18 protein-coding genes are annotated in these 23,549 nt (G+C 53.8%); 4 read left to right on the forward strand and 14 right to left on the reverse strand.

All coding sequences use genetic code 11. The features are described from left to right. The first annotated feature begins 15 nt into the window (after positions 1-15). A complete protein-coding gene (locus ACKGJP_RS34755; protein WP_409343299.1) occupies positions 16-906 on the forward strand; it encodes a helix-turn-helix domain-containing protein in 891 nt (296 codons plus the stop codon). 485 nt (positions 907-1,391) lie between these two features. Continuing rightward, the gene (locus tag ACKGJP_RS34760; protein WP_409343300.1) at positions 1,392-2,114 is read left to right on the forward strand and encodes a hypothetical protein; all 723 of its coding nucleotides are present in this window, start codon (positions 1,392-1,394) and stop codon (positions 2,112-2,114) included. A gap of 99 nt (positions 2,115-2,213) precedes the next feature. On the opposite strand, the gene msrA is transcribed toward ACKGJP_RS34760, so the two are convergent. From msrA to ACKGJP_RS34790, 6 genes are all read right to left on the reverse strand, one after another. Beyond that, positions 2,214-3,167 carry a peptide-methionine (S)-S-oxide reductase MsrA gene (gene msrA, locus ACKGJP_RS34765; protein ID WP_409343301.1) on the reverse strand — a complete coding sequence of 318 codons (954 nt, stop codon included), beginning with the start codon at positions 3,165-3,167 and terminating at the stop codon, positions 2,214-2,216. A gap of 178 nt (positions 3,168-3,345) precedes the next feature. Next, on the reverse strand, positions 3,346-4,977 hold the full coding sequence (locus tag ACKGJP_RS34770) for an extracellular solute-binding protein (RefSeq protein WP_409343302.1): 1,632 nt from the start codon (positions 4,975-4,977) through the stop codon (positions 3,346-3,348). An 83-nt stretch (positions 4,978-5,060) separates the two neighbouring features. Continuing rightward, on the reverse strand, positions 5,061-5,945 hold the full coding sequence (locus tag ACKGJP_RS34775; RefSeq protein ID WP_409343303.1) for a carbohydrate ABC transporter permease: 885 nt from the start codon (positions 5,943-5,945) through the stop codon (positions 5,061-5,063). Between the two features lie 11 nt (positions 5,946-5,956). Next, positions 5,957-6,889: an ABC transporter permease gene (locus tag ACKGJP_RS34780; RefSeq protein WP_409347340.1), complete on the reverse strand. Its 933-nt coding sequence runs from the start codon at positions 6,887-6,889 to the stop codon at positions 5,957-5,959. Between the two features lie 438 nt (positions 6,890-7,327). Further along, complete coding sequence (locus tag ACKGJP_RS34785; protein ID WP_409343304.1) at positions 7,328-9,616, reverse strand: ATP-dependent helicase; 2,289 nt, start codon at positions 9,614-9,616, stop codon at positions 7,328-7,330. A gap of 38 nt (positions 9,617-9,654) precedes the next feature. Then, on the reverse strand, positions 9,655-10,038 hold the full coding sequence (locus tag ACKGJP_RS34790) for a hypothetical protein (RefSeq protein WP_409343305.1): 384 nt from the start codon (positions 10,036-10,038) through the stop codon (positions 9,655-9,657). A 26-nt stretch (positions 10,039-10,064) separates the two neighbouring features. On the opposite strand from ACKGJP_RS34790, the gene ACKGJP_RS34795 reads away from it, so the two are divergent. After that, positions 10,065-10,706 (forward strand): LytTR family DNA-binding domain-containing protein, encoded by a 642-nt coding sequence (locus ACKGJP_RS34795; RefSeq protein ID WP_409343306.1) that lies wholly within the window; start codon positions 10,065-10,067, stop codon positions 10,704-10,706. A 198-nt stretch (positions 10,707-10,904) separates the two neighbouring features. Continuing rightward, the gene (locus ACKGJP_RS34800; protein WP_409343307.1) at positions 10,905-12,419 is read left to right on the forward strand and encodes an acetyl-CoA hydrolase/transferase family protein; all 1,515 of its coding nucleotides are present in this window, start codon (positions 10,905-10,907) and stop codon (positions 12,417-12,419) included. An 82-nt stretch (positions 12,420-12,501) separates the two neighbouring features. Here the strand turns inward: ACKGJP_RS34800 and ACKGJP_RS34805 are convergent, their stop codons facing one another. From ACKGJP_RS34805 to ACKGJP_RS34840, 8 genes are all read right to left on the reverse strand, one after another. Next, positions 12,502-16,338 carry a DUF2341 domain-containing protein gene (locus ACKGJP_RS34805; RefSeq protein WP_409343308.1) on the reverse strand — a complete coding sequence of 1,279 codons (3,837 nt, stop codon included), beginning with the start codon at positions 16,336-16,338 and terminating at the stop codon, positions 12,502-12,504. 133 nt (positions 16,339-16,471) lie between these two features. Next, positions 16,472-17,203: a response regulator gene (locus ACKGJP_RS34810; RefSeq protein ID WP_409343309.1), complete on the reverse strand. Its 732-nt coding sequence runs from the start codon at positions 17,201-17,203 to the stop codon at positions 16,472-16,474. Further along, entirely contained in the window at positions 17,200-18,987 is a 1,788-nt protein-coding gene (locus tag ACKGJP_RS34815) for a sensor histidine kinase (RefSeq protein ID WP_409343310.1), read from the reverse strand. The genes ACKGJP_RS34810 and ACKGJP_RS34815 overlap by 4 nt, the downstream gene beginning before the upstream one ends. A 42-nt stretch (positions 18,988-19,029) precedes the next feature. After that, positions 19,030-20,733 carry an extracellular solute-binding protein gene (locus tag ACKGJP_RS34820; RefSeq protein ID WP_409343311.1) on the reverse strand — a complete coding sequence of 568 codons (1,704 nt, stop codon included), beginning with the start codon at positions 20,731-20,733 and terminating at the stop codon, positions 19,030-19,032. 63 nt (positions 20,734-20,796) lie between these two features. Continuing rightward, a complete protein-coding gene (locus ACKGJP_RS34825) occupies positions 20,797-21,687 on the reverse strand; it encodes a carbohydrate ABC transporter permease (protein ID WP_409343312.1) in 891 nt (296 codons plus the stop codon). A gap of 25 nt (positions 21,688-21,712) precedes the next feature. Continuing rightward, a complete protein-coding gene (locus ACKGJP_RS34830) occupies positions 21,713-22,642 on the reverse strand; it encodes an ABC transporter permease (RefSeq protein WP_409343313.1) in 930 nt (309 codons plus the stop codon). A 188-nt stretch (positions 22,643-22,830) separates the two neighbouring features. Continuing rightward, positions 22,831-23,211 (reverse strand): rhodanese-like domain-containing protein, encoded by a 381-nt coding sequence (locus tag ACKGJP_RS34835; protein ID WP_409343314.1) that lies wholly within the window; start codon positions 23,209-23,211, stop codon positions 22,831-22,833. 14 nt (positions 23,212-23,225) lie between these two features. Then, complete coding sequence (locus ACKGJP_RS34840) at positions 23,226-23,486, reverse strand: metal-sensitive transcriptional regulator (protein ID WP_409343315.1); 261 nt, start codon at positions 23,484-23,486, stop codon at positions 23,226-23,228. Positions 23,487-23,549: the final 63 nt, after the last annotated feature.

Raw genomic sequence — 23,549 nt, forward strand, 5'->3', positions numbered from 1 at the left:
GGAGGCAGTCATCCCATGCACTATTCCTTGTCGCGTTTATCCGTGCTCGATGTGAAGTGGGCCGATCTGTTCGATGCGAATGCGGAAGGCTTTCTGAGCGACCACTATAATCCGTATTACGAGCTCATTATCGCAGCCGAAGGCACGGTGTATTTGCAAGCCGGCGAGTCGCAGCTGACGCTGCAGACCGGGGAAGCCGTGCTGCTGAAGCCGTGGGAAACGCATGCGGGGTGGAAGACGGGCGGCATCCAGGGGAAGTTTTATTGGGTGCAGTTTTCATGCGAGCCCGGCCTGGATGAATTCGCCCTAAATCGGGCGGCCGAACTTAATATTGTCCATGCCGAACGAACCGAGCTGCGCACGGTAGATATCCGCCATGAGGACCAGTTGATCATTCCCCGCCACTATCGCATCCAACAGCGGTACAAGCTGCTCGGCCTGTTCGAAAGCCTTGTAGAAACGATGAACCGGCCGCAGGGGTATTTCCGTTTTCACGCTACTCTGCTGCTTGCCGAAATGCTGCGGCTGATCGCCGACGACTTTCTGGAGCGGAGCCATCTCGATACGACGTTCCCGATTTCATACATCACCTTCCGCAACCTAGTCAACCATCTGAACAATTCCTACGTGGCCGAAATATCGAAAGAGAGACTGGAGTCCGCCACCGACCGGAAATACGAATACTTGTGCCAAGTGTTCAAACGATACGCCGGCACTTCCATTCACCATTATGTCCAGCAGCTTCGCGTCCAGCGCGCCAAGCATCTTCTCCACAACACCGCCAAAAGCGTCCAAGAAATCGCCCGCGACGTCGGGTACCCGGATCCCTTCTACTTCAGCCGCATATTCAAAAAGATCGAGGGCGTCGCACCGCAGCGCTTCCGGGACCGCGGTCCGTTTGCATGAACGGCGGACAGGCTTGGAGCTTGGAGCTCGGGGCTTGGGGCTCGGGGCTCGAGGCTCCAGCTAAAGAGCGCGGCCGGCGGACGGGGACAACGTATTAAAGAACGCCTAGAACGGGAAGACGCTCGGTAGCGCGCAGCATGTTGCATTTTTTGCAGCATTTCGGTGTTCAAAACCGCTTCTGGCTAAACGATGCTGCATTTTATACAACAATCCCGCGTAGAAAGCTCGTTATGGCCGCCTAAACGTCAAAAATGCTGCATTTTGTACAACATCCGTGCGTTGAAATCCGGAATATGGTGAAAATGTTGCATTTTGTACAGCATCTCCGGTTTCCTTCCCTTCTTCTTATGCGTTTTCTAACCTCCCGTTAAGTTTGCTTTAATGTTTTCTTCTTATAATGAGTCCATGTTCCCGATACGGGGGATGGTCGGACGGTGAATGAACCTTCCAGCCTGAGCAGCATCATTTGGGAGGAGACGGTACATATGAATACGAAACAAGTGGTCGGAGCGGCGGCTCTCATCGCCGTGTTGTTGACGGGCTGCGGAGCGAAGCCGACGACGGATGGCGCCGCCGCTCAAGCGAGCGCAAGTCCCGGAGCGAACGCGAATCAGGAGCAGCAGGGTCAGCAGCGGCAAGGGGGCGAGCGGCCGGCGATGAACCCAAGCCTGATGCAGATGAACCTGACTTTCCAATCGCTGGTGGCGATGGACAAAGCGGAAGGCCTTGCGATTACGAAGGATCAAGCGGCGCAATTGCTGCCGATCGTGCAGGAAAGCCTGTCGGCCAACGAGCTGTCCGCCGATAACAAGACCAAGCTCGCCGAAAAGCTGACGGCCGATCAGAAAAAATATTTGGAAGACAACGAAGCGAAAATGCAAGAGCGGATGAGCCAAGGCTTTCAAGGCGGGCAAGGCAGACAGGGCGGCGAAAACGGCCAAGGCCGGCAGGGCGGCGGGCAGAACGGCCAAGCCACACAAAACGGCCAGACCACACAAAACGGCCAAGCCACACAGAACGGCCAGGCCACACAGAACGGCCAGGCCACACAGAACGGCCAGGCCCCACAAAACGGCCAAGCCGAGCAGAACGGCCAGGCCGGGCCAAACGGCCGTGGCGGGCCAAACGGCAGCGGCCGTGGCGGCTTCGGCGGCGGCATGAATGCCGGGCAGCAGCTTGTCGAGCTGCTGCAAGCCAAAACCCAATAGCCCGCCGCGCAGCAACGCCCGTTAGGCGCAAACAAAAACGAGCGATCCCGAAGGACGCTCGTTTTTGTTATGCACTCCATAATCACTGTTCAGCGATTCTTACTTGAACAATCCCAAATATGCGCCGTACCCTTCCTTCTCCAGCTCTTCCTTCGGAATAAACCGCAGCGATGCGGAGTTGATGCAATAGCGCAGCCCCGTCTCCCCGGGACCGTCGTTAAACACATGGCCCAAATGCGAGTCGGCCGTGCGGCTGCGCACTTCCGTACGGATCATCGAATGGGTGTAGTCCGCCTCTTCCTTAATAATCCCATCCTCGAGCGGCTTCGTGAAGCTCGGCCAGCCGCAGCCCGAATCGAATTTATCATGTGAGCTGAACAACGGCTCCCCAGAGACGATGTCCACATACAGGCCTTCCCTGTGATTATCCCAAAACTCGTTGCGGAAAGGCGGCTCCGTCGCGCTGTTCTGGGTCACCTCGAACTGGAGCGGCGTCAGCCTTTGACGCAGCGCAGCTTTATCCTTATCGGTGTTCCACGTCTGCTTCAGGAACGCGTCTCTTCCCGAGCCTTTCCGGTACATTTTGTAACGCAGCGGGTTCTTCTTGTGGTAGTCCTGGTGATACTCTTCGGCGGCATAAAAATCGGGAGCCGTCTCAATCGGCGTGACGATCGGACGCTCGAAACGCCCGCTTTCGGCAAGCTCCCGTTTGGAAGCTTCTGCGGCTTGACGCTGCTCCTCATTGTGGACGAAAATCGCCGTCCGGTAGGACGAGCCCCGGTCATGAAATTGGCCGCCCGCATCCGTCGGATCGATTTGCTGCCAGAACACGCTCAGGAGCTTTTCATATGTGATTTTCGAAGGATCAAACGTAATTTGCACGGCTTCGGTATGTCCCGTCGCATCGGAGCAAACTTCCTCGTACGTCGGATTCGGCACGTGTCCGCCCGTATATCCGGAAACGACCTTCACGATACCCGGCCATTCCTCGAATGGAGTAACCATACACCAAAAGCATCCGCCCGCAAACGTGGCCAGCTGATATTCGCTCATTCGCATTCCCTCGCTTTACTCGGTTTCGCACTTCTCCCTTTCATTATAATCCTAATCGTCGCCGAAAGGTAATTCCCGGCATACTGCCTTCTTCCAAAAGAAAAGACCAAACAGAAAATCCCTTCTGCCCGGCCTTTCCAATCTGCCGCGTTCGCGACGATGCGCGGCGCTCTCGCCCTTACTTGCTCTTGCTGTACCGGTCGTATGCCGCTTTGTACACCTTCAGGTACTCGGCAACGCCCATGTTCTTGACCGTATTCACGTATTTATCCCAGTCGTCCAGCGATGCCGCGCCCGTAATGAACTTCGCTTCCATCTCGCCGATGTAGGTGTGGATGTCGCTGCCCTTCGTTTTCATGAACTCGGACTCTTCTTCCGTGAAGTTGAAGTTGTACCACAGCTCTTTGATCGCGTGAGGCTGCGCTTTTTTGCCCGCTTCGACCGATTCCGGCAGCGTCTCCGATCCTTTGAAATACTTCTCCTGCACGTAGCCCGGGTAGCTTCCGCCCATCCAGGTCACGTACTTCGTCAGCGCTTGGTCCATCGTCAGGCCGCCCGGATTTTTCTTGATTTCGTCGATGTATTCGAGCTTGCCGTCCGCCGTTTTGTTATAGCTGACGCCTTCTACGCCCATAAAGTAGAACTGCGCGCCTTCGTCGCCGTAGAAGTTGTCCATCCAGCGGATCGTCGCTTCCGGATTTTTATTTTTGTCCGTGATGACGAATGCGCCCGGCCATACCATCGGCACTTTGATGTGCGTATACAGCTGATCGCCGTTCGGCCCTTTTAAAGCGCCCAGGCCGAAGTATCCTTCGCCGTTGAATTGCGTTTTGGGATTCGGGTTGATGGTCGCACCGAGCACTCCCTTGCCGCCTTTGGCGTACAGCGCGTTGCCGTTCTGCGTGAACACGTCCTTGTCGATCAGCCCTTCCGCATAAAGCTTCCGGACATACTGCAGGACGCCTTTGAAATTATCGCTCAACCGGTAAAAACGCAGCTCGTTCGTTTTCGGATCGACGTCGACATATTTATGGCCGAGTCCGCGCGTGCCGACGCCCCAGGCTCCCATGATTTGATCCATCAGAGGCCCGATGCCCGTTCCGCTGTACGGAATTTCGTCCGCCTGTCCGTTCCCGTTCAGATCGGTCGTTTTCACGGCCTTCAAGTAGTTGTACAGCTCCTCCGTCGTCTGAGGCTCCTTCATGCCCAGCTTGTCCAGCCAATCCTTCTTCACCCAGAGCGGCGTCCCGATCAGCATCGGCAGAAATTCCGGGTTGTAGAAAGACGGGAAGGAATAGATGTTGCCGTCCGGCATCGTCAGCGCTTTGCGCAGGTCCGGGTACTTGTCCATCAGTTTCTTGAGATTCGGCGCGTACTTATCCAAGTAATCGTTCAGCTTCAGGAAAACGCCTTGACTGCCATACTTCATCAGATCGGCTGCAGGCACCCGTGCGGAATAGAACGCATCCGGATAGTCGCCGTTAGCCAGCGCCAAATTCCGTTTTTCCGTCAGGCTTTCGAACGGTACGAATTGGAAGTTGACCTTGATATTCGACTTCTTCGCGTATTCGCTCCATACGAGCCTGTCCTCGAACTTGTTGCTGCCGTTCGTCGCCGCAAGACCGGTAAAGAACGTCAGCTCCAGCGGCTCCTTCGCGATCGGCATGCCGCTCGCATTCAGGTATTGCGGCGTTTGGTCCTGCGCTCCCGTGGAAGCTGTATCCGAATCCTTCGTGTTCCCGCAGGCCGCGAGCAGACTGATGGCCATAACGGAGCTTACGGATAGTGCGGTCAATTGCTTGAATCTCATGGGGTTGATTCCTCCTACGATTGGTATGACGCCCTAATGCTGTGAAGCCTAATAGGCATGAAGCCTTATATGCTAATAGGGTCTCAGCCCTTTATAGCCCCTATCATTACACCCTTGACGAAATACTTTTGCAGCAGCGGATACAGCACCAGAATCGGCAAATTCGCGACGACGACGACGGCGTATTTGACCAGTTCCTCGTCCATGATCGTTTGGGCGTGCGAGCTGTCGCCGATGCTGACCATTTCCTCCATCTGCCCTTGAATCAGAATCTCGCGCAAAATCAGCTGAAGCGGATAAGCGCTCCGATCCGTCAAATAAATAAGCGCATTAAAGTACGCGTTCCAATGGCCGACGCTGTAGAACAGCACCATTACCGCCATGATCGGCATCGACAGCGGCAGCACGACCCGCCAGAGGATTTTCCAATCGGAGCAGCCGTCGATGGCCGCCGCCTCCTGAATCTCGTTCGGGATGCTCGACTGGAAGAACGTTCTCATGATGATGATGTTCCAGATGGAAACAGCACTTGGGATAATGAGCGCCCAGAACGTATTCAGCATGCCGAGCTGTTTCACGAGCATATAGCTCGGAACGAGCCCCCCGCCGAAAAACATCGTAAACACCATCAGTCCCATCATGGCATTGCGTCCTGCAAAATCGCGTTTGGAGAGCGGGTACGCCGCCATAATGGTCATGACGAGGTTGATCGCCGTCCCCGCAGCGGTATAGAAAATCGTATTGCCGTAGCTGTTCAGCAGCTCCTTGTTGTCCAGCACTTTGCTGTAGCCCTTCCAGGTCAAATCCATGGGCAGCAGCCACATGTCCCCGTTCAGAACGTGCGCGGGGTTGCTGACGGACGCGCTCAGAACGAACACAAGCGGATATAGCACGATAAGCGAGACAACGGCGAGCAGCGCGATATTCACGCCGTCGAACCATTTGTCCCCCAAGCTTCGGGTTTCCATGGGATTCCTCCTTACCACAGGCTTACTTGATTGACTTTTTTGGCGATCCGGTTGACCGTCAGCAGCAGAATGAAATTGACCAACGAGTTAAACAGCCCCACCGCGGCGGAAAAGCTGTACTGCGCGCCCAAAATACCGCTCCGGTACACATACGTCGAGATGACGTCCGAGCTTTCGTTGTTCAGCGAGTTCTGCATCAGAAACACCTTCTCGAAGCCGACGCCCATCAGTGTCCCGATATTCAGAATGAGCAAAATGACGATGGTCGGACGAATCCCCGGCAAATTAACGTGCCAGATGCGCTGCAGCCGGGATGCGCCGTCCACCCTGGCCGCTTCGTGAAGCTGGGGGTCGATGCCGGCAAGCGCAGCCAGGTAAATGATCGAGCTCCAGCCCATTTGCTGCCAAACGCCAGACAATACGTAAACGGTTTTGAACCATTCGGGCTGCGTCATGAACGGAATCGGCTCGCCGCCGAGCGCTTTGATCGCCACATTGACGAGGCCGCTGTTCGGCGACAGGAACATCATCACCATGCCGACGACGACAACGGTCGACAAGAAATGCGGCGCGTACGTCACCGTCTGTACGAACTTGCGGTAGCCCTTCAGACGCACCTCGTTAATCATCAGCGCCAAAATAATCGGCACAGGAAAGCCTACGGCCAGCTCGTACAAGCTGATCCCCAGCGTGTTCCGGATGAGCCGCCAAAAGAAATAGCTCTCGAAGAACCGGTTAAAATGCTTGAAGCCGACCCAGGGGCTCCCCCAAATGCCCTTGGTGGCGATAAAATTTTTGAAGGCGATCTGAACCCCGTACATCGGCCAATAGTGAAAAACGAGAAAATAGACAAGGACGGGCGCAATCAGCAAATAGAGCTGCCAATGCTTGCGGAGCGCCCTAATTACCGCACTTCGTCTTTTTCTGACCGTCACTGCCGGCATTTGCCGGGCATGTGCCTGTTCCAAAACGTATTCCTCCTTAACTTTCCATTCACACTCACGATGCGAAATCCGGCGGCAATGCAAAAAGACGATAGATTAACCAAAAGTCAAAGGCGCCGTCCCGTTTGTACGGAAACCGCCGCTTTCCTTTTGGGGTTTTCTCATCGTCTCCACCCAAAACATTATTCAATTGTCCGACGCTCTCTGCCGCAAGCTTGCTGCAATCGAAAGAACGTCTTTCTCTTCCCGGCCGACCCGATCATGGGTGCCGCCCGTTCCGAATACGCACTGCCGGTTACTCCGGCTGCATAAAAAGCTCTCGTGGTGTATGACATTGATGTTGCGCCTAGTAAAAGCTTAACGCCCGACTATTAGCGGAAGATCAATTGGACGTGAAGAAATTGTAAAGGCCGGCTGCGCGCGCAGCCGGCCGACCGGTTAGGCATCCGCAGCCGGCTCCAACAGCCCCAGCTCCACGCATGCTTCTATAGAGAGAACCTTCATGCCCGTCTTAAACCGGATATGGATAAAGTCGCCTTCGAGCTTCTCCACTTCCCCCCGGCCGAACGCCCGATGGGTGATGGCCGTCCGCGGGGTCAGCCGCGAACGGTGCTTGATCGCGTTCGGATTGTACGCCGCCTTCGGCTTCGCAGCCTTCGACACGCGAGGCGCCGCGGTGCTGCCGCCTTTGGGCTTGTATGAGGATAGCTTGGCGTCCTCTACCCGTTTCCCGGAGCCTTGACCGGCAGCAGCCGGCTTCGGAGGATCTTGGATGTGACGAACATTGGTCATAAACCGAGATTCCCTTACTTTAACGCCGTCCCTCGTGCCGTATGCCAGCAGCTCCAAGTGCGTTTTAGCCCGCGTCATGCCGACATAGAAAAGGCGGACCGCCTCCTCCATATCGTCCCTGTTGCCGTCCTCCAGCTTCTTGATATCCTCGCTCGACGGGATGATGCCGTCGATCAGGTCGATCATAAACACGCGCTCGAACTCGAGGCCCTTGGCGCTGTGGAAGGTAGAAAGCGTGACGGCATTCGCTTGTTTGTTGAACCGGGATGTTTTCAAGGCCGACGCCAGATGATTCAGCCTATTCGCGAAATCCTCCATCGCCGCGAGACCGTCCGCAATCTCCTCCAGCGTGTTCATGATGCCGATCAAATACTCCTTGCGAAAGCCGAACCGCTCGCACATCTTCTCAATCGCTTTCTCGTAGCCGAGCTTCAGGCGCACGGTGCGAATGACGTGTAGAGGCGCAGCGCCTTTCAACTGCTCGAAAGCTTCCTTCACTTCCGGCAGCAGCTTGACCTGGTAATCCTGCAGCGGAACGTAGCGCAGCAAGTTGTCGAATACGGATTCCCCGTTATCGATTTCCTTGAGCGCGGCCATCTGCTTTTTCGTAATGTAGCCGCTGCACTTCGTATGGATTTTTTCGAGAATGTCGGAACGTTTGTCCGTATACGTCATCCGCATGAAATTCAGGATGTCCTCCACGACCCAATGGGAGAAGAAACGGTTGTCTCCGTCCTTCATGTAGAAGGGAATGCCGGCACGGTCGAACGCGTTCATCAGCGAGATGGAGGACGAATTGTTCCGGTACAGCACGGCAGCTTCCCGGAGATTGTCCAGCCCGGACAACTGCCCGACCAAATAGCCGGCCTGTCCGTTATAATCCGTCAGGGTTTGCAGAACGATCGGCTTGTGCCGGGGATTCTCGGTAAACATGTTTTTGTCGTACCTGTTTTTGTTGCGCTTAATGAAACGGTTTGCGACCTCCACCACGTTCTTCGACGACCGGTAGTTTTGCTCCATTTTCAAAATCGCGGCCGAAGGATATGTTTTCTTGAAATCGAGCAGGTACTGCGGCTCCGCGGCCCGCCACGTATAGATGCTCTGATCGTCGTCCGCGACCACGCATAAATTGCCGTGCGCCTCCACCAGCTTCGCGATAATCGCATGCTGTACGAGCGACGTATCCTGGCTTTCGTCCGTCAGCACATAGTCGTACCGGCGCTGGTAACGCCGCTTCAGCTCCGCATCCTTGGCAAGCGCTTCGTTGGCAACGGTAAGCATATCGTCGTAATCGACCAGCAGCTTGTCCGCGCCCGACCGCTTGAACGTCTCGTACTCCTTCAGCAATCGCTCGGCCTGCGGCACGTCGCACTTCACCTCGGACCATCTGTCCGGAGGAAGCCCTTTGTTTTTGACAAAGCTGACATAAGAGGTCAACTCGTCCATCTGATCGTCGGTAATCGTTTCCCCGGCAACCCTTTTATATAAGTCGCGCAAAATCAGCTTCTTGTGCAAAGGCAGCGCGCCGGGATCGGACTCCCCGTCCTCTTCCGTGTCGATGTCGCCTTCAATAATCCGGTATGCCGTTCCCGTCCGGCGAAAATGCTCCCGCATGATGTCGAAGGCCAAGCTGTGAATCGTCGAAAAGTTCGCCCCGCCTCCCGGACGACCCGGGAAAAAGCGCTCAAACCGCTCCTTCATGTCCTGGGCCGACGCCCGGCTGAACGTAACGGCTTTGATTCGCTTCGGATCGACGCCCTTCTCTTCTAGCAGATAGCCGATTCTCATAATGATCGTGCTCGTTTTGCCCGACCCGGGGGAGGCTAGCAGCAGCAAAGGCCCTTCGGTATGAAGCACCGCCTGCTTCTGCACCGAGTTGAGCGCAATGCCCGTTTCCTTCATCTTGCGAACAAAAAAGTGTTCGTTCTCGCGCATCGCTTACTATCCTTCCGTTCGTTTGCTTTCCGATTCTATTAATAGGTTGGCATTCCGCCGACTAATCCGTCTATAGTCTCATTATAAACCAAGACCCGCCGCCAATATCCGATGATTTTACCGAATGCCGCTTTCCTTGCGGGAAAAAAGCCAAAAGCCGTCAAAGCCGGCCCGGCATGGCGTTTTTTTGCTGAAGCGGCATTTATGCGCGCCTTCCGGGGAATACCAGATAACAAGGATTTACCGAGATTACTTTCTGATAAATCAAAAATAACCGCCATACCGCGTCTTTGATGCCTGGTCTTTGCCGAGCATGCAACAAGCAGCAGAGGATACATAATTTGACATTTGATACAAATCGTAAACGCATTTTCACAATTTATTAAAAAATTCGCTGCAAGTTTATTATATAATAAGGTCAAGAGCTACACGTTAAGAGGTGCAAGGAATGGAATTTTCAATGGAATCCCTTTTGGAGACGATTGGCGAGTTGTTTTCAGATGAAGCGTCCATTGCCGTATCGGATTTGCATACATACAAGTACTACCGCCCCAGTAAACGAATCGACCTCAAAATCAAAGTAGGCGATCCCGTCAAAGAGGGCACCATTACTTACAAAGCTCTGGCCACCAAACAAAAAGTAGCCGAATTCATCGATCGCGACATTTTCGGCGTTCCTTATTACGGCATGGCCGCTCCGCTCATGCGCGACGGCAAGCTCCAAGGCTCCGTATCCGCTATTTTCCCCACACTGACGAACGGCAAGGCGGTCATCACGATCCGGTACAACGACGGATGGATCCCGCTTCCTTTTCCGGAAGTCATGTACTTGGAGGCAAGCGACCGCAAAACGAAAGTCGTCAGCGAACGCGTTACCGGCACCCATAAATACACGCTGAACGAATTCGATTTTTTGCTGCCGAAAGATTATTTTGTCCGCTGCCACCGTTCATTCATTGTCAACATTAATCACATCAAAGAAATTTATCCCGACACCCACTCGACCCTAGTGTTGATTATGAGGAACAAGACGAAAATTACCGTTAGCCAAACCTATACCAGCTATTTTCGCAAATTGCTTGGTTTTTGACGGTTTTCTCTTCTTCATGCCCAAAAAATAAGCTTTCATCCGTTTTTTTGCCCATTTCATCCGAAAATTTCTCTTTAGAAAAGCACATGGATTAAAATGATCCTAAAAGTCTGTATCCTAATTCTAAACATTTTGTAAATGATTCCAAAGCTTAACAAATGGATTGTAAAAAAGTCATAAAAACGGGAGTAGAGTTCAATGGAGAGCGTTTACAGCCGTATTCGTAATGAGAACCTTCATAGCCGGGTAGTCTCTGCAGAAGAAGCAGCGTCCTGGATTCAAGACGGAATGACACTCGGACTTAGCGGTTTTACCCGCGCGGGAGATGCGAAAGCCGTTCCGCTTGCGCTCGTTGAGCGTGCGAAGACCGACCCCCTTAAAGTAAACCTGTTTACGGGCGCTTCGCTTGGCGGCGACACCGACAGGCTGTTCGCCGAGGTAGGTATGATCAACAAACGTCTGCCTTTCCAAGCCGATGCTACCATGCGCAAGAAAATCAATAAGGGCGAATTCTACTTCTATGACCAGCATCTTTCCCATACGTCCGAAATGCTGCGCGCCGGAACGCTTCCCGCTATCGATTTCGCGATCTTGGAAGCCATTGCCATCACCGAAGACGGCATGATTATTCCGACGACATCGACAGGAAACAACCTGGCGTTCGCGCAAAGCGCGAAGTCCATCATTGTTGAAATCAATACAGCGCAATCTCCGCTTCTGGAAGGCGTTCACGATCTGTACGCGCCAGGCAAGCAAGGAGAACGCGAGCCGGTTCCCGTACTGAACCCGCAAAGCCGGATCGGCGATGTAGGCATCAAGGTCGACTTGGATCGCATTCGCGGAATCGTCTTCACCAACCAGGAAGATTCCCCGTCCACGATTTTTGAGCCGGACGAAGAGACGAACATCATCGCCCAGCATCTGACCACTTTCCTTCGCAAAGAAGTGGAAGCAGGACGTTTAACGAACAGCCTCGCCCCTCTTCAATCCGGTATCGGTTCCGTAGCCAATGCGGTCTTGTCCGGAATGGTAAATTCCGAGTTTCATGATTTGACCGTATATTCGGAAGTTCTTCAGGATGCCGTGTTCGAGTTGATGGACGCCGGCAAAGTGAAATTCGCTTCCTGCTGTTCCATTACGCTTTCGGCTCCGATGATGCAGAAAGTGTTCAACAACCTGGAGCAGTACCGCGATAAGCTGATTATGCGTCCGCAAGAAATTTCCAACCACCCAGAGGTTATTCGCCGTATGGGATTGATCGCGATCAACACCGCGCTCGAATTCGACATTTACGGAAACGTGAACTCAACTCATGTCTCCGGTACGCATATGATGAACGGTATCGGCGGTTCAGGCGACTTTGCCCGGAATTCCCGGATTTCGATTTTCGTAACGAAATCGATCGCGAAGGACGGCGCTATTTCGAGTATCGTCCCTATGGTATCTCACGTCGATCATACGGAGCATGACGTCCAAGTCGTCGTTACGGAGCAAGGCTATGCGGATCTCCGCGGATTGGCCCCAAGAGAGCGTGCATTGCTCATTATCGAGAACTGCGTTCACCCTCTGTACAAAGAACAACTTCGTGCATACTACGAAGAAGCTCTTACCAGAGGCGGACAAACGCCTCACGTTCTGGAAAAGGCGCTTTCGTGGCACACGAACTACATGCAAACGGGAACCATGCAGCACAAAGTTGCAGAGCTGGCTTAAGCCGGTCTAACCCATACGAACGCCAGTCATCCAGCCTTATCGGCTAGATGGCTGGCGTTTTTCATTTGAAGCGCCTTGGCGGCTATGAGCCCGCTTCTTCCGCGCCCACAGCGCCGGCGGCAGGAAGGCTGACCGACATGTCCTGAAGCATAAATTCGTCCATGTAGACATCCGTCCCTGACCCTGCGCCGGAGGAAAGCATGAAATGCGTCACGATCGGCCCCGGATGAGCTGCCGGAATTTGCCCTTTATAGGCGCCGTTCACATAGACGCCGGCCGAAGACGTATCCAGATCGAACTCCACCCGAATCTCGTTCCACTGCTGGAGCGGAAGCGTCGTGGCCGTAGGCAGGCTTTGGAACGAACTGCTAGCCAACAGCAGCGTTTTGACCGTCATCAGGTTCTTCGTTTCGTTGACGAATGTAAAACTCGTATCCGGGAAGCTTTGGTGAACCTTCACGTACCGGGCGTTCACGGACATGCCGCCGATGGTGATCGTACCGTTCGATTTGGCATACGTCCAGCCCGTTACCGGCACCCAATCGCCTGTATTCGTCTGGCTCGCGTAAACGGTTAAATCGCTCGCCGTCAAACGGGTTGCGGAGTCGTTGTCGTGCAGCTTGATTTCATTGATCGTTTCCGTCTTGCCCAGATCGACGCCGATGCTGCGGTCTTTGTAATCGAAGCCGAAAAGGCCGGTATAGCCGAAGCCGCTCAAATTTCCGGTGGCCGGGCTTGTATCGTTGGTCAGGAACCCCGTCGTTTGGCCATGCTCCAGCGTCTTGACCGTCATTATATCCTGCGTTTCATTGCTGAACGTAAAGCTTGTGTCGTTATAGTTCTGGTGGACCTTCACGTATCTCGCCTGCACGGACAAACCGCCTATCGTGATCGTTCCGTCCGTCTTGCCGAAGGTCCAGCCGCTCACCGGCACCCAATCACCCGCGTTCTTATCGCTCACATACACGGACAAGTCGCTTGACGTAAGGCGGCTCGTACTGTCCGTATCCCACAGCTTGATCTCCTTAACCGTCTCCACGCCCCCGAGATCGGTTCCGATGCTCCGCTTCTTATAGTCGAAGCCAAATGCGCCGGTATAGCCAAAATTGCTGAGATTCCCTGCAGCCGGATTAACATCGTCGATCAGAAAGCCGGTCAGTCTTGAAGGCTCCGCCGTCTCCGCATCGATCATATCCTGCATGCCGTTCACGAAGGTATAGGAAGTATCCGCAAAGTTCTGATGAACCTTCACATACCGCGTATTGACGGAAAGCCCGCCGATCGTAATGGTTCCGTTCGATTTCGAGACCGTCCAGCCAGTAACGGGCAGCCAATCACCTTGGTTCGTATTGCTTACATAGACCGACAGGTTGCTTGCGGCTATCCGGTTGCTTGCATCGTTGTCGAAAAGCTTGATTTGCTTCAAGCGCTCCACTCGGCCTAAATCGAGGCCCAGGCTGCGGCTTTTATAGTCAAATGCGAACAGTCCGGTATTCCCGAAATCCACCAAATTGCCGGAGGCGGGACTCGTATCGTCGGTCAGAAAGCCCGCCCGCCGGTTATACGGCATAGACGCGCTCGAATACTTCAACGCCCCGTCAGGCGCCACCTGAAGCGTAAAGGCAGTACCCGCCGCGTTCCAATGATTCGAGAAGCCTTCCTGCAAAGACATATAGAGACTATTCCCGAAGCTTTGGCCATATAAGGAAAAGCGGACGCTCCCTTTGCTCGTGCCGGGAAAGAGCCGCGAAGCAGCCGTAATGGCGGTGTTGTCGAGGTTATCGTAAATACGGAGCGACCTTCCCCCCTGCTTGGCTTGCGTCCCGCTCGTCGCAACGCTTCCGGCGCTCGTCGTTTGCCACCAATAATCGTTTGCCACGCCGCTGCCGTTGACCGTCCCGCTCTTCTCGTATTCAAAATCGTCAAGCGCCCCGTGACTGCGGTACAAAAACCGGGAGAAGTCCTCCACGCGAAGCGAGCCGGTCACGCCGCCCCCGGACCAGGAGAACAGATACGCATCGTCGCCGGCGGGAACCTTATCCGATTCCACCGCGGCGAGCCTATCGGCATTCGAATACCAGCCCGGCGCAGAAAGCCTCGTTCGGCCGAACACATCGCGATAGCCTTTCCAGGTGAGCGTCTCGTCGTCGCTATAGGCCACCGTCAGATTGTTCCGGTAATAGCTGCTTGCGCCCATGGCATTATGCCCCGACCAGTTGAGCAAAATATTGCCGTCCGAAGCGCGGCTCATGGCCGGAAACGTATTCGAGCTTAAAATATCGCTATCCTGGATCGGCGACCAGGTAGCCCCGTGATCGGTCGACACGCTTACGCCCAGCACGGTATTGTCTCCCCTTTGCTGGCGCGCGAATATTTTGACCGTGCCGTCCGCGAGCTCGACCATCGCCGTTTCCGAGACGCCCCCTTCTCCGCCGCTCGAGGCGATTGTCAGATCGGATGCGCTTTTCGTCCAGGTAGCCCCGTTATCGTCCGAGTAAGCGACGCCGGCTCCGAATGTGCCGTCATTGCCGAGCACGAAACCGAACGTAACGGCAAGGCGCCCCGTGCTCAATCGAATCGGGTTCGTGTAGGTAACCGCGTAGTTGACCGGATTGCCCAGGGAAGATACCATGCCGGATATCGGGACGGGCGTTCCGAACACAGGCTTATGGCCGCTAAAACCGGTCGATTTCACGTAGAACATGTCGCTGCGGCAGACGGAAGGGTTGAGGCAGCTGTTCACCCCGTCCCATACGCCGAAGTAATAGTAGGAGTAAAAGAGAACGTGCACTTCTCCCGTCGCAGGATCGACATAGGCCCCTCCGGGGCTGTCGAGCGAAACCCCGGCGCGGCCGCCCGGCGAGATCAGCGGTTCCGGAGCCGTCCAGGTTCGTCCGTCATCCGACGAAAACCTTGCGTAAATGCCCGTCGTTTTATCCGTTTGGGCCATCAGCATTAAGGTTCCGTCCTTGAGCCGAACCGGCTTGATGTTAGCGCCGAACGTCGACGTCCCCTGGTTGACCAGCGTTTTGTTGCCGTACTCGACCTGAAGCGCTTCCTGGCCGCCGCCGACGAACGCTGCCGACGGATTGCCGTAATAGAGGTATATCGTCTTGGAGGCTAATGCCTGCATGTCGGGAATGCGTACATAAAAACCACTGCCGTCCATGTAATAAGGCAGCTCTTTGCCGTCAGCACCGGCAAACCGGACGTCGCGATAGTCGGCCTGCATTTTGCCTGCCGCAATCAAGGCGGACACGCCAAGAGAAGCTTTGCCGAGATAGACGGCGCGGTCGTAGATCGTTTGGTTATTCGGGTTCGATACCGTCACCGGCTTGCGGTACAACCAGCCGCTTCCCCCGTTAGCCGTCCAGCGTCCGGGAGGTTCGTTCGAAACCTTAAGCATGCTTTGCAGATTGGAGCCGCCGAATTCGGCATTCGTATCGTCAAAATGGCTGTGTACCTTCACGTAGCGCGCCGATGCCGAAATATTGTATAGGATAAGCGTATTGCCCAGCTTCCGAAAATCCCAATCCGCAACCTTCGTATACGAAACATTATCCGGACTTATATAAAGCGACAAATCGGCTTTCTCCACCCGGCTCTTATTGTTCGCTGCATAAAGTTCAATTGTATTGAACGCCTGCATGGAGCCCAGGTCCGCTCCGATGCTGTTCAAGCCGCTGTCCAGCGAGAAGCTTCCCGTCGTCCCGAAGGCGCTCAAGACGCCTGTTAACGGATTCGAATCGCCATTTACTCGCCCTATCGTGCCGGGCAGCACCGCGGAGCCGGTCAATGCCGGCTGCGGATCCTCAGAAGCATGCGAAACCGAATTGATTGTAAGCGATTGCAAAGAAATCGAAACAAACGCCAGGATGAAGCATAGCAGCCCCCGGCAGCCTTTCCCTATCCTTCTCATCGGACAACCTCCCAATAGTCGATACACGCATCTCACTGCTCAAGACGGGCTTATGCGTACCCGATCCGATCCGTCACCCGGCATTCCTTCGATACTAACGGTCAAGCTTACGGCGGGAGTTCGCTCCGCTCTCTTACGAGATCATGGACTTATTGCGGTAATCCCCGGGATTGACGCCGGTATACTGCTTAAATTTCTCGTAAAACCAATCCATATCGTTATAGCCGACGCTCGATGCGACTTCATACACCTTCATGTCGGTTCTCTCCAGCATTTCCTTGGCCTTCTCCATCCTGACGCGAAGCACATATTCATTGAAGCCGACACCGGTCTGGGTTTTGAACAAGCTGCCCAAATAGGCCGCATTCATGTAGAGAGAGGCGGCAATGCTCTTCATGCTGACCTGCTCGGCATAATGCTCCTTCACCCAGCGCTTCACAAAGTCGACGGCATCGGCAGTGCTTTCGTGACGCGTTTGAACGTCGCCGTTCTTCCGTTCCAGCTCCTGCCTCACTTGACGAAGCAGATGCTCTAGCTCCTCGGATTCCGCCGGCTTCAGCAGATAATCCTTCACTCCGTACTTCATGGCCGCCTTGGCGTTGCCGAAATCCTCATAGCCGCTCATGATGGCGACCGCAATATCCGAAAACTCGCGTATCGCCGCAATCAATTCGATTCCGTCCATGACCGGCATCCGGATATCCGTAATAACCAGCGCAAAAGACTGTTCGCGAAGCAGATCGAGCGCCTGCTTGCCGTTCGAGGCCTCTCCCGCAATGACAAACCCGGTTTGTTCCCAATCCACCAAATATTTAACCGATTTCAATGCTCCGGGTTCGTCGTCGACAAGCAATACTTTATTCATGCGGAGCCCTCCTTTCTGTATGAAGATGTCGAATACGGAATGTGCAAATGGGCGCTGGCGCCTCCTCCCGATTCGCTTTCGAGAAGGACGCCGTACTTAGGTCCGAAGCTTTGCAGCCGCTGATGGACGTTAAGCAGACCGATATGCTGCTGGCCCGAAGGCTGCGAGGCATCCTCTAGCCTTTGGCGTACCTCGGCCAGACGCTCGGGCGTCATGCCCGGTCCGTTGTCCGCTACGCTTAGCCGCAGCGTATGCTCGTCGGCCCTTTCGGCCGACACCGTCACCAAGGTTGCCGCTTCGTTCCGCTCAAGCCCGTGCACGATCGCGTTCTCGATCAGCGTCTGCAAAGACAGCTTCGGAATTTGCAGCTCCCGGAACGATTCCGGCACTTCGATACGGTAAGAAAGCCTGTCGGAGTAGCGGAAAGCCTGAATTTTCAAATACGTCTCGACTACGTTAATTTCCTCCTCCAGCGAGACCATCCGCCCACTCTTTCCCAGCACCTGACGGAACGACTTCGCCAGCAGGCTGACGATTTCCGCATTGGCCCGGTCGCCCTTTTCCAGCAGGTTGCCCCGGATCGCGTTCAGCGTGTTGTACAAATAATGCGGGTTGATTTGCGTTTGCAGCGCGTACAGCTCGGCTTCCTTGGTCTTCAGCTGCAGCTCCTTGGCGACGAGCTCCGATTCGTACACCTCGCGGATCAGCCGCTGCATCCGGACCACCATGCCATTGAACACATGGCTGAGACTGCTGACTTCATCGCTTCCCTTGACGCGCTCGATCGGCTGCAGCCGGTCCATATCGGTCTGCCGCATTCTGGCCGATAATTGCCGAAGCCTGCGGGTAATTCGCCCGGAAACGAAAAAATTAACGATCATAAACACAATGAGCGTCAAGAAGCAAAAAATAATGGAAGTTGTAAGCAGCGTCTTCGAACGGGCTTCCAGTTCATTAAGGGGAATCAAGGATGCGACCCGAATCCCTCTAATGCTGCTGCGCGAATCCAATTGCTGCACGGTCAGCAAGTATTCCTTGTTGTCGTGCTTCACGATATGAACGCCGGGCGTTTCCGGCAGCTCGCTATAATACCAGTCGCGGTCGGCCTCCACCGGCATCCGCCCTCCCGTCATGCTGTCCAATACGGGAACGCCGTCCGGCATGACGATTAGAAAACGGTTTTTCTCGCTCTCCTTCATAATCAGATTGTGCAGCTTCCCTGCATTCAGATCGATCTGCATAAACAGGCAGGAGCCTGCCGTCAAATGGTTAAGCCTTTGCGTCAGACGCAGCTGGCCCTGTCCTCCGCTCTCGGGTAGGACGCTCCATCGCCGCATCGAATCCCGGTTCGATCCGTCCGGCGGACAAGCGCTTGCCTCGGCGATTCCGTTCATGTCGGTCAGCGGCCTAATGTTTCCGACGTGAAACGTCGGATTGTCCGTATAGAAGTTGATATCCAGCATTTCCTTGGACGACTGGATCGCGAATACCTGCGGCCTAACGAATTCGAAATAATCGTTATGCGCTTCGGCGTACGTTTCGAATTTTTTCTGAAGCCGGAGCTGAAGCACATCGTCCATGTAGACGTAGTCGGAAATTTCCTCGTACGACTTCAGCATATTGTCCACGTTCTCCGCCAATTGGGACAACGAGTGCGCCGCGTTTTCCTTCAGCATGACGAGAATCGATTTGCGCGCGTAGCTTTCCATGACGAAAATAAGGGAAACGATCAAAATAACGACAACCGCTCCGTTCGTAATAAAGAGCTTGCTGCGTATATTCATCCCGTTTCCCCCCTTTCCGTTATTCGCTTGGAAGCTTACCGGTTACTTGAAATATTTCTCGTTCTTCTTGATATTTTCTTTCCAGAGCGCGGTATATGCCTCTTCGACTTTCTTAATGTCTTCTTTAACCAGCTGCGCTTGGAAAGACTCCCACTGCTTGTTGAACTCTTCTTCGTTTTTGCTGAAAATGATTTTCGGCGATTCCTTCAGCCACAGCTGCTTAGCCCGCTCCGTAATTTTCGCGGCTTCCGCCTTCATGTCTCCGGATAGTTCGCCAAGCGTTCCTTCTTTGAGCTTAATTTTCGGCAGGAAATCGGACCACACTTCTTTGCCGTATGCCTTCAATACTTCATTCGTTCTTGCGTCATAGCCTTTCTTCACGGATTCCTTCGTAGTCGGCGTAGCGTAGTCGCCATCTGCAAGTCTCGTGCCGTGGTCGAGATAGAGCGACGTTCCGTAGAAAGGAGAAGCGATTTCCTTCCAGATCAGATCCGGGTTGGACGCTTTGTTCTTATCGAATTCGGCGTTAACCGTCCGTTTGCCGTCCTTCACCTCGAAGTGCTTGCCTTGAATACCCCAGTTGATCAAGATTTGTCCTTCATCCGAGAAAATATAATCGAGCAGCTTGATGACTTCCTCCGGATTTTTGGTTTTCTTCGAGATGACCCAGTTCCAGTTCGAACGAGTCAAAGTAGAAGTGAAGGAATTATTCGGTGCGCTGCTGTCGAACGTGATTGGGAAATACCCGAACAGATGGTCGACATCGCCCGAAGCCCGCATGACCTTCTCTACCTCAGGCTGAGCCCACCAAGACGGGAAGAAGCCCGCCAAGACCCGGTTTTCCGTAATTTTCTTGACCGCCGCTTCCGGCTTGAGCGTGAAAAACTCTTTGTCCAGCATGCCGGCATTGTACATTTTGTTCAGGAACTGATAATACTTCTTCATTTCTTCGGTACGGTAAAGGTTCTGCAAGCTGTTGTCGGGACCGACTTTATATCCGCCTTCATTAATAATTCCGGATCCTTCAGAGGACGGGCCCGATAAATTTTCGCCCCCGTTCCCGTTATAGTTAAAGCCGGTGAACGGGATGATTTGCTTGCCGTCGATCTCCGGATGCTTCTTGTAAAACGCTTGCAAAACCTCAAACAGCTGATCGAATGTTTTAATTTCCGGATAGCCGGATTCCTTAAGCACGTCATACCGCACGCCGAAATTCGCTTGAAGCAAAGGCGAAGGCTCCGTTGCCAGCTTCGGCACGAACAAGGAATAGATGTGGCCGTCATTGCCCCTCAGCAGATCGAAATATTTGCCGTATTTCTCTTTAATGTTTTTGCCGTGCTTCTCGATCAGCTCATCCAGCTGAAGGATGGCCCCGGCATCCTTATATTTTTCCACGTAATCCGGTTTCAGCACGAGCATATCCGCCGGATAGTCGCCTGAGGCAAGCCACAGATCGAACTTCTGGTTGCGGTCCCCGGTTACGGTAACGGCATCGAACTTCGTGTTCGTGCGTTTTTGCAGCTCCGCCATCACCGGATTGTTCAGATCCAGGTTCGGATACAGGTTGCCGAATTGGATATTCGTCGGCGCTTTGGCCGTCGGGCTCGGGCTTACGCTCGAACTCGGGCTTGTGCTGGCCCCTCCTGACTTCGTATCGGTTTCCTTAGTCTTGTCTCCGCTGCTGCAGCCGGCCAGCGCCGTAACGGCCAGCGAGGCGCTCAGAAAGTAAGCGACTGTTTTTTTCATAGTCCCACCCTTTCGTCTCTTGTATTATATCATCCGGAATTTCCGGTAGATATCGTAAAATCGCTATTCTTTAACGGCGCCGAGCGTCATGCCTTTGATAAAGTATTTCTGCATGAACGGGTATACGAGCAGAATCGGTACGGTTACCACAATCGTCATCGTCGCACGAATCGACTCCGGCGTCGTCATCCGCATCATCTCCGGATCGATCGAATCCATATTGCCGGCGCTAATCTGATCGGTAGACTGCATCAGTATTTTCATAAGCTCATATTGCAGCAAGGACAAGCTCTCTCTCGTATTGAACAAGAAGTTGTCCATCCACGCGTTCCAGTGGCCGACGGAAACGAACAGCGAGATCGTCGCGATAACCGGCAAGCTGATCGGCACCACGACCCGGGACAGCACTTGAAACTCGCTCGCGCCCTCCAGTCTGGCCGATTCGATAAGCCCCTTGGGAAGCTCGTCGAAGAAGCTGCGCATGATCATTACGTTGAAGGCGCCGATCAAGCCGGGAATGATGTAGACAAGGAAAGTGTTCGTCAGTCCCAGATTCTTGATGAGCAAATAATAAGGAATCAGTCCCCCGTTGACGTACATGCTGACGACGATGATCGTATTCAGCGTTTTGCGGAGCACGTACTCTCTCCGGCTGAGCGCATAGGACACCATGATCGTGGCAATCAGCGACAGCCCTGTCCCGATCAGCGTTCGGGCTACCGAAAGACTGACCGAAGAAAACAGCCGCTGGTTCTGAAAAATAAGAACGTAATTGTCGAACGTGAACTTCCGGGGAAGCAGATAAATGCCTCCCTTTACCGTATCGATCGATTGATTGAGCGAGATGGCCAGCAGATTCAAGAACGGATACAGCGTGGCCGCCGCCAATAGCGACAGCGCCACAAAATTGATCGCGTGAAAGGAAGCGCCGCCCCAGGTTAATTTTTCTCTCATCGTGTGTCCCCCCCTTACCCGCAGCTTACAGAACATGGGACTGCCCCAGTCTTTTGGCCAGCTGATTGACGCCGAGCACCAGAATGATGCTGACCATCGATTTGAACATGCTGATCGCCACGCCGTAAGAATAATCCCCCAGCTTAAGCGCATAATCGAGCGCATACAGATCGAGTACCTTCGAATATTCGATGACCAAGGAGTTGCCGAGCAGCATCTGGGATTCGTATCCGGTCGAGATCAGATGCCCGACGGCCAGAATGAGCAGCATGGTCGCGGTTGGCAGCAAGGAGGGGAACGAAATATACAGCATTTTCTTAAACCGGCCCGCTCCGTCGACATCCGCCGCTTCGTACAATTCGGGATTGACCCCGGAAAGCACCGCCAAATAAATGATCGTGCTCCACCCGAGCTCCTTCCATAAGCTGGCCAACGTATGGATCACCCAGAACCATTTTTCCTTGGACAGGAAATAAATCGGCTCCTTGATCACGCCCAAGGACTGCAGCAGCTCGTTGAGCGGACCGTAATCGGGGGAAAGCAGGAAAATCATAATGTTGGAAATCACGACCCACGATACGAAATGCGGAATGTAGGCGATCGTCTGAACCGTCCGCTTAAATAAGGTAAACCGGACTTCATTCAGAAGCAGTGCGAGCAGAATCGCGCATACGAAGCCGGACACCAGGCTCATCACGCTCATCGCCAACGTATTGCGCAGGGCGTTGTAAAACTGATCGTCCTTGAACAGCTCGGCGAACTGAGCGAAGCCTACGAAAGGGCTTCCAAAAATACCTTTCGGTATGGAGTATTTCTGGAACGCCATAATCCAGCCCCATAAGGGCAAGTAGCCGAATACGATCAACACGCCCACGAAAGGGACGGACATCAATACCAGCTGATATTGAGAAATTAACTTTCGGAAACCGCTCGTCTTGCGCCTCGGCGTTTCCATCTTCGCCGCTCTGATGTTGCTGACTTGGCTGTCTATTGTTCTCCCTCCCAAAACGTTCCGATACATAAAGTATATAAAGAGACCATTGCCGCTCCTATCCGGGAACGTTCAGGAGAACACCGGAGAAAATTCAGGAATATAAAAAAACAATCATTAACGCCGGAGCGCCAATGATTGTTCGGTATCGGTTATTTCGTCATTTTCCCCTGCCAGGACATGATGCCGCCCTGCAAATGCGATAGCTCTTGATAGCCGTTCTTGCGGAGGATTTTGGCCGCCTGCTTGCTCCTCATCCCGCTCCGGCAGTACAAATAAATGCTTTGATCCCGCGGGATGTCCGCCATTCTTCCTTTTATCTGGGACAGCGGAACGTTGATCGCCCCCGGAATCATGCCCTGCTTCACTTCCATCTGCTCCCTGACGTCAATCAGGACGCGATTGCGGTTCGATTGCAGCTCCTGTGCGAATCGATCGGCCGTCAGGTTTTTCAAGTCCTTCACTCCGGCAAATCGCGAATACAGCAGCCAGATTACGAGCCCCAGGACGATTATAGTAATGACGGTATTCATCATGAACCTCTTTTCTAGCGGCTTTTCACCAGCAGCTCGACCGCTTGCTTGACGACCTTGCTGGAATCCCGGCCGGCTTCCTTCTCTTCGAGAATGCATTGCTCCAGGTTAACGGCGACAATGTAGGCGATCGCCTTATCGGCCGCGCTGCGGACCGCGGAAATTTGACTGACCACGTCCTTGCAGTCTTGACCTTCCTCCATCATCTTCAGAACGCCTCGTATTTGGCCTTCCATGCGCTTTAATCTCTTCTTCACATCGTCATCGTAGTTCATGCAAGCCTTCCTTTCACGAATACCGGTATAGGTATATTATTGCCGATACGGCGGTCGGACACA

The organism is Paenibacillus litoralis (assembly GCF_046244365.1).
Lineage (GTDB): Bacteria > Bacillota > Bacilli > Paenibacillales > NBRC-103111 > Paenibacillus_V.